Here is a 16,226-nt window from a genome sequence, read left to right on the forward strand (position 1 = left end):
AGGGGAAAACAATGAGCAAAACAATCGTTTTTAAATGCGGCGGAAGCGTCATCCGCGAACTGTCCGATGAATTTTTTCAGAATGTAAAAGAGCTGGTCGAGGAGGGCTGGAAAATCGCCGTCGTCCACGGCGGGGGACCTGAGATTACGAATATGCTGAAGAAATTGAAGATCGAAACAGAGTTTGTGAACGGACAGCGGAAAACGACAAAACCGGTTTTGGAAATCGCAGAGATGGTGCTCTCGGGCTCGATCAACAAGTTTTTTGTGTCAGAGCTTGCAAGGCACGGTCTGTCAGCCGTCGGCGTTTCCGGTAAAGACGGAGGCTTACTTCTGGCCGATTATATAAATGAAAAAGAATACGGCCAGGTCGGCTGCATTAAAAAGGTAAACGCCCGGATCGTCGAAGCGCTCATGGAAAAAGGATTCATTCCGGTGATCGCGCCGCTGTCGATGACGGAAAACTGCGAGACGCTCAACGTAAATGCCGATATGGCTGCATCGGCTGTCGCGGGGGCTCTGCACGCCGATAAATTGATGTTTGTCACGGATGTCAAAGGGATTATGAAAGACGGTAGCATGCTTTCATCCGTCACGCCGGAGGAGATCGAGCGCCTCATTGCCGGCGGCGTGATTTCCGGGGGGATGATCCCGAAGGTGAACTCCGCTGTAGCGGCGCTCACGGATGCGGTGGATGAGGTCATGATCGTCAGCGGAAAGGGTTCTTTTCTTGCAAAAGATACATTCGCCGGTACAAAAATCATAAAGGAGAAGGAGGCCGTATCGTGAGCCATTTATTCCAAACGTACAGCCGCTGGAATATTCATATCAAAAAAGCGAAAGGCACGCTTGCCGTAGACGAAAGCGGCAAAACCTATCTCGATTTCGTCCAGGGAATCGCCGTCTGCAATCTCGGACACTGCCCGGATCAGGTGACGGCTGCTGTAAAAAAACAGCTTGATAACCTGTGGCATGTTTCGAATTTGTTCCAAAACGGGCTTCAGGAAAAAGTCGCCGAAAAGCTGGCGGCAAACAGCACAGGAGATCTCGTGTTTTTCTGCAACAGCGGAGCGGAAGCAAACGAAGCAGCGATCAAATTGGCCCGCAAACATACGCAAAAAACGAAAATCATCACGTTTCAGCAGTCGTTTCACGGCAGGACGTTCGCCGGAATGGCGGCGACCGGACAAGAAAAGATTAAGCAAGGTTTCGGTCCGATGCTGTCCGGATTTTACTATCTTCCGTATAACGATCCGGACGCCTTGAAAACGATGGAAGACGAAGAAGGCATCGCAGCGGTCATGCTTGAGACGATCCAGGGCGAGGGCGGCGTCATTCCTGCAAACAGCGAATTTTTACAGGAAGTGCAGGCTTTCTGCCGGAAAAAACAGGCTCTTCTCATTGTTGACGAGGTTCAGACGGGGATCGGCCGGACGGGAAAAGCTTTCGGCTATGAGCATGAAGGGCTCACACCGGATATCATCACCGTTGCAAAAGGTCTCGGCAGCGGCTTTCCAGCCGGGGCGGTCATCGGGAAAAAAGGGCTTTCCTCAGCATTTTCCCCAGGTTCTCACGGCTCGACGTTCGGCGGAAACATGCTGGCCATGGCCGCCGCAAATGCAACATTGGAGATCATTTTTGAGAAAAGCTTTCTTGATGAAGTCTGTGGAAAAGGCGAATATTTGCAGAAAGAATTGGAAAGCTTGCTTCAATTCCCGCTGGTAAAAGACATCAGGGGAAAAGGCCTGATCGCAGGCATTGAATTGAAAGACCCTGTTCAGCCGCTGATTGAAGAACTTCAAAATGAAGGATTGCTCGTCCTTCCGGCAGGTTCGAACGTCATCAGGCTTCTTCCGCCGTTAACGGTCACAGTACAAGAAATCACGGAGGCGGTGCAGAAACTGAACAATGTCTTGACACGGCATACAGCAGTAACACAATAAATTTTTTTTGCTACGTCAGTATAAAAATTCATATAAATTATTATTTATTCATCAGAGGTGGGCAGAAGATGGAAGGATATTTAGTTCTTGAAGATGGAACCTCCTTCAGCGGAGATTTAGACGGCCCTTGCGGCATGAGCGGCGAAGTCGTATTTTTCACGGGAATGACCGGCTATCAGGAGGTGCTGACAGATCCTTCGTATAAAGGGCAGATCATTGTCTTCACGTATCCGCTGATCGGCAACTACGGCATTAATGAGATCGACTTTGAAAGCAAAAAGCCGCAAGTGCGGGGGGTTGTCGTCTATGAAGCGTGCGAGCATTTTTCTCACCATCAGGCGACGAAAAGCCTGCGCGATTATTTGAAAAAATGGGATGTTCCGCTGTTCTCTCATGTCGATACGAGAGCGCTCGTCAAACATATCAGGGCAAAAGGCACGCTGAATGCGACACTGACCATTCAAAAAGACAGCCTGCCGGCTGCACGCGAGGAAAATGTCGCCGCACAGGTCGCCGGACAAAATGAAACAGGCACATTCGGAGACGGTTTGACCCATATCGCGCTGATCGATTTCGGTTATAAAAAATCGATCGCAATGTCGCTCGTAAAACGGGGCTGCAAAGTCACGATCGTTCCTTATCAGGAGATGGATAAAGTGTTTAAGCTGAACCCGGATGGAATCGTCCTGTCAAACGGACCCGGTGATCCGAAAGCGATCGCTCCGTACATGGATGAGCTTCGAGACATCATCAAAACCTATCCGACACTCGGCATATGCCTTGGACACCAGCTGATCGCCCTCGCATTTGGAGGCGACACCTACAAGCTTCCGTTCGGCCACAGGGGAGCCAATCATCCGGTCGCCGACAGGAAAACCGGCCGCGTCTTCATGACGAGCCAGAATCACAGTTATGTCGTTGATGAAGCAACGATCAACACAGAGGAATGTTCGGTCAGGTTTTATCACGTAAACGACGGTTCTGTCGAAGGGATCGTGCACAATACACTGCCCGTCATGTCTGTTCAGTTTCATCCGGAAGCCCATCCCGGCCCGGCTGAAAGCGAGTGGATTTTCAACGAATATATAGAGAATTTGAACAAAGCAAGGAGAGAGTTCGCCCATGCCTAAAGATCACAGCATAAAAAGCATACTCGTTATCGGATCGGGGCCGATCATCATCGGCCAGGCCGCAGAGTTTGACTACTCAGGAACACAAGGCTGCATGGCGCTGAAAAGCGAAGGATTCCGCGTCATCCTCGTCAACAACAACCCGGCGACAATCATGACGGATGAATCATTCGCAGATGAAATTTATTTTGAACCGCTGACTGTCGAAAGCCTGACCCAGATTATCAAACGCGAACAACCGGACGGACTGCTTGCGAACCTGGGCGGGCAGACGGCATTAAACTTAGCGGTCGAGCTTGAAAAAGCCGGCATCCTCAAAAAATATAAGGTGAAGCTGCTCGGAACATCCGTGGAAACGATCGAAAAAGGCGAAGACAGGGAAAAGTTCCGCGCGCTCATGAAAGATCTCAATGAACCGGTGCCGGATTCCGAGATCGTCGACAACAAAGGCGACGCACTTCGCTTTGCGCAGTCCATCGGCTTTCCGATCATCGTTCGTCCGGCTTATACGCTGGGCGGCAAAGGAGGGGGGATCGCAAAGACAGAGGAGGAATTCATGCCTTTGATCGAAAGCGCCCTTCTCGCAAGTCCGATCCATCAATGTCTTGTCGAAAAAAGCATTGCCGGTTTTAAAGAAATCGAATACGAAGTAATGCGCGACAAGAGCAATACGTGTATTACCGTCTGCAACATGGAAAACATTGATCCTGTCGGCATTCATACCGGGGATTCGATCGTTGTCGCCCCGTCGCAGACATTAACGGACACGGATTACCAAATGCTGCGCTCTGCAAGCCTAAAGATCATTTCCGCGCTTGATGTCGTCGGAGGCTGCAACATTCAATTCGCCTTGGACCCGAGCAGCAAAAACTATTACGTCATCGAAGTCAACCCGAGGGTCAGCCGTTCTTCCGCCCTCGCTTCAAAAGCGACGGGCTACCCGATCGCGAAAATGGCCGCTAAACTCGCTGTCGGCTATACGCTTGACGAGCTGAAAAACCCGCTGACAGATTCGACATATGCGAGCTTTGAACCGGCGCTTGACTATGTCGTCGTGAAGTTCCCGCGCTGGCCGTTTGACAAATTTAAAAACGCCGATCGCAAGCTCGGTACGAAAATGAAAGCGACAGGGGAAGTCATGGCGATCGACCGCAACCTTGAAGCGGCACTGCAAAAAGCCGTCGCTTCCCTCGAACTGAAAACAAAAGGAACCCATTTGCCAGAGCTCGGGGCGTTTTCTTCAGCCGCTTTGCGCGAGCTTTTGGAGACACCTGATGACAGGCGTTTTTTCGCAGTCATGGAGCTTTTGGGAAGAGGGATTTCAATCGAAGAAATCCATGAGAGAACAAAAATCGATACCTTTTTCCTTCATGTATTCGCAAACATCATTCAGCTTGAAAACGAGCTTATGAAGGAGGAGGATACGCTCTCTTCCGACCTTTTGAAAAAGGCGAAAGAGAAGGGGTTTACCGACTGTACGATCGCTTCCCTGACAGGGAAAACCGAAGGGGAGATCCGGGCCCTCCGCAAAGAAAAAGGCATTACAGCATCATTTAAAATCGTCGATACATGCGCCGCTGAATTTGATGCAAAAACGAACTACTTTTACTCAACATATTACGGAGAAAGCGACGGAAACTTCTCCGAAAAAACGAAAAAACGGGCGCTTATCATCGGATCAGGGCCGATCAGGATCGGGCAGGGGATCGAATTTGACTACAGCGCCGTGCACGGGGGCATGACGCTGAAAAGCCTGGGCTTTGAGACGATTATGCTCAACAACAACCCGGAAACCGTCAGCACGGATTACGAAACGGCAGACCGGCTCTATTTTGAACCGATTACAGCTGAACATATTTTAAATGTTGCAGAAGCTGAAGATATCGATTTTGCGATCGTTCAATTCGGCGGCCAATCGGCCATTAATGTGGCGGAAGCGATCGAAAAAGCGGGAGTCGTCCTTTTGGGGACGTCATCGGAAACGCTTGATGTACTAGAGGACCGCGACCAATTTTATCAGCTTCTTGACGAACTCGGCATCCAACATGCCAAAGGGGAAACGGCCTCGACAAAATCGGAGGCTGTGCAAAAAGCAAATGCCATCGGTTATCCGGTGCTGATCAGACCGTCTTATGTGATCGGCGGCATGGGAATGGTGATCGTCCATTCAAAGCGTGAACTGTCAGAGCTGCTTGAGGGCGCAGCGGCGATGCCGTACCCGATTTTGATCGATCAATACATTCCGGGAAAAGAATTTGAAGTTGACCTTGTAAGTGACGGACAGGACATTTATATCCCGGCCTATATCGAGCACATCGAAAAAGCCGGCGTCCATTCGGGCGACAGCTATGCGATTTTGCCCGGACCCTCCGTTACCGCACGTATGAAGCGCGCCGCCCGGGAAGCGGCCGGGAAAATCGTTCGCAGCCTCGGCTTTAAAGGGATCATGAATATTCAATTTATCGCTGATCCGGATGCCCCGGATGAATTGCTTATCCTTGAAGTCAACCCGAGGGCGAGCAGAACGGTCCCTGTCGTCAGCAAAGTGATGGGCGTGCCGCTGATTCCGCTTGCTGCAAAGCTCATTGCCGGGGCACGCTTAAAGGAGCTCGCTCCCGTCCAGCAAAACCGCCACGGCGTCGCCGTGAAATTTCCGGTCTTTTCGTCGCATGCCATCCAGGATGTCGATCTGAAGCTCGGGCCTGAAATGAAATCGACGGGCGAAGGCATGTATGTCGGGTACAATCCGGAAAGCGCGATGAAGAAAATTTTTGCCGGCGTCTGGAAAGAAAAAGGCTCCATCTATCTAAAAGCGGGCGATGAGCTGAAAACCATTGCCGAACAGGCGGGCTTCACCGTACAGACAGCGGGCTTCCAAGACTGGATCAAGCGGCCGGACAAAGCGCTTCACATCAATTTGACGGATTCAAAAGAAGCAAAACGCGAGCGGATGGAAGCCATCACACACGGCGTTTTTGTCATGACAGAGGAAGAGACGGTGCGCGCCTTTTTAGGAAGCGGATCAGGGACGACTTCAGCCGTCTCGCTTAAGGACTTATACAAAAAGGAAGTGGAATCATGTCTACTGTAACGAGCAACACCAATTTGTCCGGCAAGGATTTTTTAAGCCTGAAAGACTTTTCAAAGGAAGAGATTTTGTATCTCCTTCAGGAAGCGGCCGACATGAAAAACAACAAAATCCAGCGCATCTTTCAAGGGAAAACATTGGCGATGATCTTTGAGAAATCGTCGACGAGAACACGGGTTTCTTTTGAAGCGGGCATGGCGCAGCTCGAAGGAAACGCCTTGTTTTTAAGCAGCAAAGACATGCAGCTCGGCCGGGGGGAGACGATCGCCGACACGGCGAAAGTGCTCTCGAGGTATGTGGATGCGATCATGATCCGCACCTTTGAACACGAAAAAGTCGAGGAGCTTGCTGAACATGCGGATATTCCGGTCATCAACGGTTTGACCGACCTGTTCCATCCATGCCAGGCCCTTGCCGATCTTCTGACGATTCAGGAAATCAAAGGCACGTTTAAAGGGCTGAAAGCAGCATATATCGGGGACGGAAACAATGTCGCACATTCGCTGTTAATCGGCTGCGCCAAGGTCGGCTGCGACATCACGGTCGCATCGCCTGAAGGATATGAGCCGAATCCGGAGGTTGTCGCGCTTGCCAAGGCATTTGCCGAAGAGTCGGGCGCTGACATAACGATCACAAATGACGCGGCTTTAGCCGTTCAGGATGCAGATGTCGTCTATTCAGACGTGTTTACAAGCATGGGCCAGGAATCGGAAACGAACGAACGCCTGAGTATCTTTTCCCCGTACCAAGTGAACAGCCGGCTCGTCTCCCGCGCCAAAGCCGACTATATCTTTCTGCACTGCCTTCCTGCGCACCGCGGCGAAGAAGTCGCAGCAGAGGTCATCGACGGACCGAATTCAGCCGTCTTCGACCAGGCAGAAAACCGTCTTCATGTACAAAAAGCGCTGCTAAAGGCACTCTTGTCTTGAACAAAAAACTGCTGATCTCACATGAGATCAGCAGTTTTTTTGACCAGGCGGATGTAAAGGCGAAAACCGGGCAGACTATATTTCTAAAAAGGGGTGAAGCAATATGGGACAGCAGCATCAATTTCGCCCGGGTCACAAAGCGCCCAACAACGGCGTTTACGTGGAGATTGGCGAGACCGGCAGCACGGTCAAAAATCCGCAGCAGATCAAGCTGAAAGCCGGTGAGTTTTTTCCTGAAACATCCAACCACAACCGCCTTTGGACATATAAAAGAAAACCGTAAAAAACGCAAAAAACCCTGCCGTGAAGGCGGGGTTTTAATGTTGGCCTGCATCCTTTTCAACAGGCATAATCTCTCCAAGTATAATGACGATAACGGTGATGATGACACCCATCGTCGAGCTGAGCTTAAAGTCGTATGCAGCACCGCTCATGGCTCCGACAATATAACAAGCCATTTGTGTCAAAAGGAACGTCCAAAAAAAAGCTGCGATAAATCTCACGTTTCCACCTCGTCCTTCTCAATCGATTCTAAAGCATATCATACCACACATAAAGTAAACGAGAAAGGGCATTTTAGTGAACAGGACAGAGTAAGACATCATTTTTCAGAAATATGAGACACTCCGTTGCGAAATCTATTTTTCATCATTTAGACTGGGGCTTTTCCTTATACCTTTGCTGCATGCTCCACATAAAATAATGGAGCAGATTACGGCAGGAAGGAGGCAGGCAAGTGATGAAAATAACGGAACGTTTTTTCAAACTCGATACTGAATGGAACGTGATTCATCTTCCTTACAGGCCAAACGGTTTCGCGGTCTTTATTTTCGGCGACCGGAACCATTTCGTCACGGAAGAATCGAGCTTCTGGCTCGAGCATTACGGCAGAAACCAGCTTCTTACGAGTTTGCGAAACAAGGGATACACCCTTGTGAACAGCAATCTGTTCGGCAGGCACTGGGGGTCGGAAAAAGCCGTTGCATACGCAAAGCAGCTGATTCACTATGTATTCAAACAGGAAATTTTGAACGAAAAAATTCATCTGCTTGCAGAAGGAACAGGCGCGCTGGTGGCTAACGAACTCCTCCGCTCGATTCCGGGACAAATCCGCTCTGCTGCGATGCTGAATCCTTGCCTTGATCTTCAGGCTCATAATAAAAAGGAAAAGGAAAATAAATTTTTTTACAGGCAGTTTATTAAAGAAGTTGCAGACAGTTACGGCATATCGGAAAGGGAAGCTGCAGATTACCCGTTTAAAACGATTTCACCTTATCACAATCTTGTGCCTGTCCACATTTGGCAAAAGCTGAACGGTTCTTCATACCCGTACATGCTGCACGCCAAAACGTTTGAGGAGCGTCAGATGGAAGGCGGGTACCGCGTAGGGCTGACCCTGCATTTGTTTGATCATCCCTACCGCATTTATTCAGCGATCGCGAACTTTTTCAAAACGCATGAAAAAGTTTTATAGAGAATAGAATAGTAGCAGCCCGATGTCTTCAGGGCTGTTTTTCGCTGTTTTCAAAACGGCGGGAGAAGCTGAATCGAAAGGTGGTCTTTCAGGATGAAATCAGTACTGGTGATTGGAGCAGACGAATTCTTCGGCCTTTCATTTTGCGAACGACTCATGGAGGAAGGCATCAGCGTTGACGTCAAATTGCAAGAAGCAAGTGACGAAAAAAAGCGGTTATACCTTGAAGAACGGCTGATGTGGCTGGTGAGAAATCAGCATTTCTGCGTGATTGAACAAGACGCGGGCAGCGGCTATGACAAGATTTTTATTCAATATCCTGAGAAGATGCCGGAAAAAGCGCTGGATGTGCTGACCGAAAACACGCCCGCTTTTCTTTTGCTGTACGAACATCAAGAGGATGAGGCCGTCAAGAAAGAGGCTGACGAGAAGGGCGTTCAAACGATCGTTCTCCCGGACATGTACGGCCCGTGGAACGCCGGGGAAGAGGATGAAGAAAGCAGGGAGTCCGGCTTTTTTGTAGACGATGTTGCATCACAGCTTGCCGTGTACATGATGGAAAAAGACCCTTCACCGCTGCAATTTAAACGGCGGATCACGGAAGAAGAAGCCGCCCCCAAAATCGAGGAATGGAAAAGACAAATGACTACAATTTTCGACAAAAAATAAGAAAGATCTTCCTTAGTTGTACGTGAAAGGATACAATAAAGTTAGATTTGAATTGCTGGTTTTTTTGAAAGGGAGTTGAACAGGGCATGGTGTACAGGCTTGTCGTGATTTTTTTGATGCTCCTTGCGATGTGCGGCTGCGGACAAGCGTCGCTGAACGGGAAGATTGAAAAAGTCGGGTTGCTTGTCCCTGATACAATAAGCGATCAAGTATGGGGAACCAAAGGATATAAAGGACTATTAAGAATACAGTCTGTCTACGGTGTCGATGTCTATTATAAAGAAGGAATCGATAATGAAGCGGCAATTAAAATGGCCGTCGACGATTTTCAGAAAAAAGGCGTCAATTTAATTTTCGGGCACGGAAGCGAATATGAAAAAGTATTTAATCGTATAAGCGAAGACTACCCAGGCATTCATTTCGTCCTGGTTAACAGCAAAGCCAAGCATAAAAATGTGACAAGCATCGCCTTTGACGGAAGGGCGATGGGCTTTTTCGGCGGCATGACCGCCGCACACCAATCAAAGTCAGGAAAACTCGGCATACTTGCAACGCATAGCTGGCAGCCTGAAGTCAAAGGGTTTATCGAAGGCGCCAAATACGTGAATCCTGACATTTTGGTCATGACAGATTATATCGGCCAGTGGGATGACTCCGAAAAGGCCGTTCAAAAGTACGAAAAAATGAAAAAAGCGGGCGCTGATGTTGTATATCCGGCGGGAGACGGGTATAATGTCCCTGTCATTGAACAAATCAAAAAAGACGGCCTATATGCCATAGGCTATGTAAGCGACCAGTCGGAGCTGGGGGAGAACGTCGTCCTGACGAGCACCATCCAGCATGTTGACGAGGCTTATGAACTGATCGCCGACGAATTCAATAAAGGAACGCTTAAGGGAGGCCGGCGGGTCTTTGACATTCAGGACGGCGTCATCGAAATGGGCGAATTCAGCCCGGTTGTCGATCAGGCATTCCAGAAAAAAATCAAAGGACTTATTGAACAATACAAAAAAACGGGAAAACTGCCTGAAGAAAACGTGAGGTGATCTACGTGCAGCACGAAAAATCGATGGAATTTCTGCAAATTGCCATGAAATACATACCGGAAGCAAAGGAAGAGATGGAGAAAGCGGGAATCGAGCTTTCCCCCGAGATGCTTCAGCCGTTTATGACATTGTTTACAAAGGTCATGGCAGAAGCATACGAGCTCGGCAAAGCGGATGCAGGGTCAGGCGAGTAGCCTTTCTGAGATGACCGAAAAAGCCACTTATATGGAGTGGCTTTTTACTTGGAGATCTTATTTTTTAAGGTGCTTACCATCGACCCGATTTCTTTAAAGGCAGGCTTCAGCTCGTCGATGGAATCCATGATCTGGCCAATCTGATTCATAATGTGCATGTAATCAGGTTCGGTCATTTCCGCCGCTTCCGTCGTCCCGTCAGGTCCGTCTTCGTGTTTTTCAGACTGATCTTCACGTTTGCCCGGCGGATGTGAGCCAAACATCATTTTCGTGAAAAAATCGTCATCCGCCATCTGTTACGCCCCCTTTCTTTCTATATTTTTACTATATGAAGGGGGAGGCCTGATAGATTAGACGAATATATTGCCAACTAAAAAAAAATAGGGTAGGATTAGTACCAGATACTAATAATTGCTCATAACATTAATTGGAAAAAATCATCAATAAAGGAGTCTTTCCTATGAAAGCTGGAATTATTGGAATTGGCCGGTATATCCCTGAAAAGGTGCTGACGAATTCCGACTTGGAAAAAATGGTTGAAACATCTGACGAGTGGATTCGTACAAGAACTGGAATAGAAGAAAGAAGAATCGCAGCCGAAGACGAGATGTCGTCCGACATGGCTGTCGCCGCCGCAGAGAAAGCGATGGAGGATGCAAATATAAAGGCGGAAGACCTTGATATGATTCTCGTCGCCACCGTTACTCCTGATCAGGCATTTCCGACGGTGTCCTGCATGATTCAAGAAAAGCTCGGCGCTTTCAACGCGTGTGCGATGGATATCAGCGCAGCATGCTCCGGATTCATGTACGGTCTTGTCACAGCCAAACAGTTTATCGAATCGGAAACGTATAAACACGTTCTGGTCATCGGCGTCGAAAAACTTTCCGGCATCACCGACTGGGATGACCGCAACACATGCGTTTTATTCGGAGACGGAGCGGGGGCTGCAGTCGTCGGACCTGTCAGCGATGACAGAGGCATTCTGTCGTTTGAGCTCGGCGCTGACGGAAGAGGCGGGAAGCACTTGTACTTGGACGAAAAAGATCATACAATCATGAATGGCAGAGAAGTGTTCAAATTCGCCGTCCGCCAAATGGGAGAATCGAGCGTAAACGTCATTGAAAAAGCCGGATTAACAAAAGAGGATGTCGACTTTCTTGTCCCGCATCAGGCGAACATCAGGATTATGGAAGCCGCTCGGGAACGCCTGGAGCTTCCGGTTGAAAAAATGTCCAAAACGGTTCATAAATACGGAAACACATCAGCTGCCTCGATTCCGATTTCTCTTGTGGAAGAACTTGAAGCTGGTAAAATAAAAGACGGTGACGTCATTGTAATGGTCGGTTTTGGCGGAGGGTTAACATGGGGAGCCATCGCCATGCGCTGGGGCCGTTAGAAGAAAGGTGAGGTGCAACTTATGAATAGGAAAAGAGTAGTCATTACCGGATTAGGAGCTTTATCACCTCTTGGTAATGACGTCAAAACGAGCTGGAACAACGCGGTTAACGGGGTTTCCGGAGTTGGCCCGATCACTAGGGTTGACGCAAATGAGTACCCTGCAAAAGTAGCCGCAGAGCTGAAAGATTTTAATATAGAAGATTATATGGATAAAAAAGAAGCAAGAAAAATGGACCGGTTCACGCAATATGCCGTTGTTGCTTCAAAAATGGCGGTCGAAGACGCCAAGCTTGACATTAATGACAAAAATGCTGCCAGAATCGGCGTCTGGATCGGTTCCGGCATCGGCGGACTTGAAACGCTTGAACAGCAGTTTGAAACGTTTTTGACAAAAGGGCCGAGACGGGTCAGTCCGTTTTTCGTACCGATGATGATCCCGGATATGGCCACGGGCCAGGTTTCCATCGCGCTCGGCGCAAAAGGTGTCAATTCGTGTACGGTTACGGCGTGCGCGACAGGGACGAACTCGATCGGTGATGCGTTTAAAGTCATCCAGCGCGGTGACGCGGATGTCATGATCACCGGGGGAACGGAAGCGCCGCTTACAAGGATGTCCTTTGCGGGCTTTTCCGCAAACAAAGCGCTTTCCACGAATCCGGATCCGAAAACGGCAAGCCGTCCGTTTGACAAAAACAGAGACGGTTTCGTCATGGGAGAAGGAGCGGGAATCGTCGTCCTCGAAGAGCTTGAGCATGCATTAAGCAGGGGAGCGGACATTTACGCCGAAGTCGTCGGCTACGGTTCAACAGGAGACGCGTACCACATCACGGCTCCTGCGCCAAACGGAGAAGGCGGCGTCAGAGCGATGAATGAAGCGATCAAAGACGCCGGCATGTCGCCTGAACAGATTGACTACATCAATGCGCACGGAACAAGTACGCCGTACAACGACAAGTTTGAAACGATCGCGATCAAAGAAGTTTTCGGAGAGCACGCGTACAAGCTTGCCGTCAGCTCAACGAAATCGATGACAGGGCACCTGCTCGGTGCTGCCGGAGGAATCGAAGCGATTTTCTCGGTGCTTGCGATTAAAGACGGAATCATCCCTCCGACAATCAATATCGAAACGCCTGACGAAGATTGCGATCTGGACTATGTACCGGACAAAGCGCGCCGCCAGAACGTTGATGTCGTGCTCAGCAATTCGCTCGGCTTCGGCGGACATAACGCGACGCTTATCTTTAAAAAATATGAATAACAACCGTATCCAAAACGGCTGCCATGTCAAATGGTAGCCGTTTTTTTTCGCCTGCATATCATACAGGTGAAAGGAGTGATCCGGATGAGTGTCGAACAAACATATAAATGGTATGAAAAAGCTTCATCCATGCGGGAGCTGTCTCTCTGTCTTCTTCCGTATTTTAAAGGGGCGAAAGCGAACCAAAGCATGTCATTGATCAGCCACCTCCAATCCCATGGCATGCTCCGCTATTGGTCAGACGGGCAGAAGACGATGAAGGGGCTCAGGGAAAAAGGCGTATTCCAGCATGTGAATAAGGAGGAGCGGCTGCTGAAGAAACGCTGGAACGGCCCGGACGTTCCGATCATCATCCTCCCTGTCGACGAAAGAAACCGGAAAATCCGGGCCGAATTCGGCTCTAAATCCGGGCTTGCTTTTCGCGATAAATTATTTTTGTTTCTTTCGACGCATATTTCTTCTTCCTCCATATCAGCGATCATAACTCACGAATACAATCACGTTTGCAGGTTAGAAAATATGCCGAAAGAGGAAAAAGATGTGACGCTTCTTGATACAATCGTTCTTGAAGGATTGGCGGAAAACGCTGTTTATGAAAGATTTGGAGAGTCAGAGATAGCCGGCTGGACGTCGTTTTATTCGGAAAAACAGCTCGAACATTTCCAAAATCGCCTGATTCGCCCTTATTTCGAGCTGCGCCGGCAAGATGGGCGGTTATTCTCCAATATTTTATTTGGAAAAGGTTATTATCCTGATATGCTCGGATATGCCGTCGGCTACAATATCGTAAAAAAATATTTATCCAGCAAAAAATTAAAGGTTGCCGATGTGCTATCCCTGCCGGCCGAAGACTTTATAGTTCCAATGCTTTAATACATTAAAAAATTGACAATAAATTAATATTATTACAAAACATCCAAAAATTCCTTGCTTTTGTAATGATTATGTAATAATATACAACTATAAAATTTTAAGATAATTCAGTCTTATCAAGAGAAATTTATATTAGTTTTCAATCATATTTAACTTCTGGTCTATGGAAGGGGGAATCCGGATGAGCGCATTGCTGGAAGTCAGTGACTTAAAAACTTACTTTTTCAGAAAAAAACAGCCCATACCTGCAGTTGACGGAGTTGATTTTTCGATCGAAAAAGGGGAGACCGTTGCACTGGTCGGAGAATCTGGATCAGGAAAAAGCATCACTTCTTTATCGATCATGGGACTTGTCGGGAGCTCCGGCGGAAAGATCATGAACGGTTCGATCAAGCTGGAAGGCCGGGATCTCGTTACATACAAAGAACATGAGTTATGCAAGATTCGCGGAAACGATATCTCCATGATTTTTCAGGAGCCGATGACATCCCTGAATCCCGTGCTGACGATCGGCGAGCAGATTACGGAGGTCCTCATCTATCATAAAAAACTATCAAAAAAGGAAGCTGATAAAAAGGCGGTGGAACTGCTGAAGCTGGTCGGATTTTCGAGAGCTGAACAGCTGATGAAGGACTATCCGCACCGTTTGTCAGGAGGGATGCGGCAGCGGGTGATGATCGCGATCGCTCTCAGCTGCAATCCGAAGCTGCTCATCGCCGATGAACCGACGACAGCGCTCGATGTTACGATCCAGGCCCAGGTGCTGGAGCTGATGAAAGATTTGTGCGACAAATTCGGCACTTCGATTCTGCTCATCACCCATGATCTCGGCGTCGTCTCTGAAATCGCCGACCGCGTGATCGTCATGTATTGCGGACAAGTCGTCGAAAACGCCACGGTTGACGAACTTTTTGACAACCCTCTCCATCCGTATACACAGGGGCTCCTGCATTCGATCCCGGTCATTGACGGCTCCATCGAAAAGCTGACGGCCATCAAGGGAAATGTGCCGACGCCTGACAACCTCCCGGCAGGCTGCCGCTTTGCTCCGAGGTGTCCAAACGCAATGGATAAATGCTGGGGCTTGCAGCCGGATCTGAAAACCCGGCCCGACGGACGGGCCGTCAGATGTTTCTTATACGAGGAGGAGGAATAAGGGGATGACTGCATCAGCGGAACAAGTACAGCAGGCACAGACGATAAAACATGATGAAACCCTTTTAGAGCTGAAAGACGTCAAAAAATACTTTCCGATCCGCTCGGGGATATTCCAGAAAAAGATCGGCGATGTCAAAGCGGTTGACGGGCTCAGCTTTTCGCTGAAGCGCGGCGAAACGCTCGGGATCGTCGGAGAATCGGGATGCGGGAAATCGACAGCCGGCCGGACGATGATCCGCCTCTATAAACCGACAGCAGGACAAATCCTTTACAAAGGCCGGGATATTTCAAATTTGTCAGAAGAAAGTTTAAGAAAAACCGTACGCAAAAATATTCAAATGGTGTTTCAGGATCCGTTTGCCTCACTAAATCCGAGAAAGACATTGCGATCCATCATCAAAGAGCCTTTTAACACCCATCATATGTACAACTTCAAAGAGCGCAACGAAAGAGTGGAAGAACTTTTGGAAAAAGTCGGGCTGCACCCGTCTTTTGCAAACCGCTACCCGCACGAGTTTTCCGGCGGGCAGCGCCAGAGAATCGGCATCGCGCGGGCCCTTGCGCTCAATCCGGAGCTCATCATCGCCGATGAACCGGTTTCGGCTTTGGACGTGTCGATTCAGGCCCAGGTCATTAACCTGATGGAAGAGCTTCAGGAAGAATTTAACCTGACCTATCTGTTCATCTCCCACGATTTGAGCGTCGTCCGCCACATCAGCGACAGAGTCGGCGTGATGTACCTCGGCAAAATGATGGAGCTGGCAGATAAGCATGAGCTGTACGACAACCCGCTTCATCCATACACGCAGGCGCTGCTCTCCGCCGTTCCGGTCACGCGGAAGAAAGGGCGCGCAAAGCGGGAGCGGATCGTTCTGAAAGGGGAGCTGCCGAACCCGGCCAATCCGCCGCGCGGCTGCGTCTTCCATACGAGATGCCCGGCTGCAAAACCGGAGTGCGCGGAAAAGGTGCCCGCTTTCAAGGAAGTCAAAACAAACCACTTCGTGGCATGCCACCTTTACGAATAAAGGGGACGGCCGCTACATATTTAATCCTTGAGAGGGGGA

17 protein-coding genes are annotated in these 16,226 nt (G+C 49.1%); 15 read left to right on the forward strand and 2 right to left on the reverse strand.

What is annotated here, in order from left to right:
• Positions 1–11 precede the first annotated feature (11 nt).
• The 6 genes from argB (at position 12) to AB447_RS14500 (ending at position 7,372) form a co-directional block, all read left to right on the forward strand.
• Positions 12–788 carry an acetylglutamate kinase gene (argB, locus tag AB447_RS14475; RefSeq protein WP_048354799.1) on the forward strand — a complete coding sequence of 259 codons (777 nt, stop codon included), beginning with the start codon at positions 12–14 and terminating at the stop codon, positions 786–788.
• On the forward strand, positions 785–1,942 hold the full coding sequence (locus AB447_RS14480) for an acetylornithine transaminase (protein ID WP_048354798.1): 1,158 nt from the start codon (positions 785–787) through the stop codon (positions 1,940–1,942). Before argB ends, AB447_RS14480 begins: the two co-directional genes overlap by 4 nt.
• Positions 1,943–2,010: 68 nt before the next feature.
• Positions 2,011–3,072 (forward strand): carbamoyl phosphate synthase small subunit, encoded by a 1,062-nt coding sequence (locus AB447_RS14485; protein ID WP_048354797.1) that lies wholly within the window; start codon positions 2,011–2,013, stop codon positions 3,070–3,072.
• Positions 3,065–6,163, forward strand: coding sequence for a carbamoyl phosphate synthase large subunit (locus tag AB447_RS14490; protein WP_048406687.1), 3,099 nt, complete (start codon positions 3,065–3,067; stop codon positions 6,161–6,163). The genes AB447_RS14485 and AB447_RS14490 overlap by 8 nt, the downstream gene beginning before the upstream one ends.
• The gene (argF, locus tag AB447_RS14495; RefSeq protein WP_048355077.1) at positions 6,151–7,089 is read left to right on the forward strand and encodes an ornithine carbamoyltransferase; all 939 of its coding nucleotides are present in this window, start codon (positions 6,151–6,153) and stop codon (positions 7,087–7,089) included. The genes AB447_RS14490 and argF overlap by 13 nt, the downstream gene beginning before the upstream one ends.
• 103 nt (positions 7,090–7,192) lie before the next feature.
• Positions 7,193–7,372: a YjzC family protein gene (locus AB447_RS14500; protein WP_048355076.1), complete on the forward strand. Its 180-nt coding sequence runs from the start codon at positions 7,193–7,195 to the stop codon at positions 7,370–7,372.
• A gap of 34 nt (positions 7,373–7,406) precedes the next feature.
• Here AB447_RS14500 and AB447_RS14505 read toward each other — a convergent pair whose 3' ends face one another.
• Complete coding sequence (locus AB447_RS14505; protein WP_046131233.1) at positions 7,407–7,592, reverse strand: YjzD family protein; 186 nt, start codon at positions 7,590–7,592, stop codon at positions 7,407–7,409.
• A gap of 236 nt (positions 7,593–7,828) precedes the next feature.
• Between AB447_RS14505 and AB447_RS14510 the strand changes: the two genes are divergently transcribed.
• The 4 genes from AB447_RS14510 to AB447_RS14525 all read left to right on the forward strand — a co-directional run bounded on the left by AB447_RS14510 (position 7,829) and on the right by AB447_RS14525 (position 10,472).
• Complete coding sequence (locus AB447_RS14510) at positions 7,829–8,563, forward strand: hypothetical protein (protein ID WP_048355075.1); 735 nt, start codon at positions 7,829–7,831, stop codon at positions 8,561–8,563.
• 93 nt (positions 8,564–8,656) lie between these two features.
• Positions 8,657–9,232 (forward strand): hypothetical protein, encoded by a 576-nt coding sequence (locus AB447_RS14515; protein WP_048355074.1) that lies wholly within the window; start codon positions 8,657–8,659, stop codon positions 9,230–9,232.
• An 86-nt stretch (positions 9,233–9,318) separates the two neighbouring features.
• Positions 9,319–10,278, forward strand: a complete 960-nt coding sequence (locus tag AB447_RS14520; protein WP_048355073.1) for a BMP family ABC transporter substrate-binding protein — start codon at positions 9,319–9,321, stop codon at positions 10,276–10,278.
• Positions 10,279–10,283: 5 nt separating this feature from the next.
• Entirely contained in the window at positions 10,284–10,472 is a 189-nt protein-coding gene (locus tag AB447_RS14525; RefSeq protein WP_048355078.1) for a ComZ family protein, read from the forward strand.
• Between the two features lie 44 nt (positions 10,473–10,516).
• On the opposite strand, the gene AB447_RS14530 is transcribed toward AB447_RS14525, so the two are convergent.
• Positions 10,517–10,765 carry a hypothetical protein gene (locus AB447_RS14530; protein ID WP_048355072.1) on the reverse strand — a complete coding sequence of 83 codons (249 nt, stop codon included), beginning with the start codon at positions 10,763–10,765 and terminating at the stop codon, positions 10,517–10,519.
• Between the two features lie 167 nt (positions 10,766–10,932).
• Here AB447_RS14530 and AB447_RS14535 point away from each other — a divergent pair, with 167 nt between their 5' ends.
• From AB447_RS14535 to AB447_RS14555, 5 genes are all read left to right on the forward strand, one after another.
• Positions 10,933–11,871 carry a beta-ketoacyl-ACP synthase III gene (locus AB447_RS14535; RefSeq protein ID WP_048355071.1) on the forward strand — a complete coding sequence of 313 codons (939 nt, stop codon included), beginning with the start codon at positions 10,933–10,935 and terminating at the stop codon, positions 11,869–11,871.
• A gap of 21 nt (positions 11,872–11,892) precedes the next feature.
• Positions 11,893–13,131, forward strand: coding sequence for a beta-ketoacyl-ACP synthase II (gene fabF, locus AB447_RS14540; protein ID WP_048355070.1), 1,239 nt, complete (start codon positions 11,893–11,895; stop codon positions 13,129–13,131).
• Positions 13,132–13,215: 84 nt separating this feature from the next.
• A complete protein-coding gene (locus AB447_RS14545) occupies positions 13,216–14,004 on the forward strand; it encodes a DUF2268 domain-containing putative Zn-dependent protease (RefSeq protein ID WP_048355069.1) in 789 nt (262 codons plus the stop codon).
• A 181-nt stretch (positions 14,005–14,185) separates the two neighbouring features.
• Positions 14,186–15,160 carry an ABC transporter ATP-binding protein gene (locus AB447_RS14550; RefSeq protein ID WP_048355068.1) on the forward strand — a complete coding sequence of 325 codons (975 nt, stop codon included), beginning with the start codon at positions 14,186–14,188 and terminating at the stop codon, positions 15,158–15,160.
• A gap of 4 nt (positions 15,161–15,164) precedes the next feature.
• The gene (locus AB447_RS14555; RefSeq protein ID WP_048355067.1) at positions 15,165–16,187 is read left to right on the forward strand and encodes an ABC transporter ATP-binding protein; all 1,023 of its coding nucleotides are present in this window, start codon (positions 15,165–15,167) and stop codon (positions 16,185–16,187) included.
• Positions 16,188–16,226 lie beyond the last annotated feature (39 nt).

The organism is Bacillus glycinifermentans (genome assembly GCF_001042475.2).
Taxonomy (GTDB): Bacteria; Bacillota; Bacilli; order Bacillales; family Bacillaceae; genus Bacillus; species Bacillus glycinifermentans.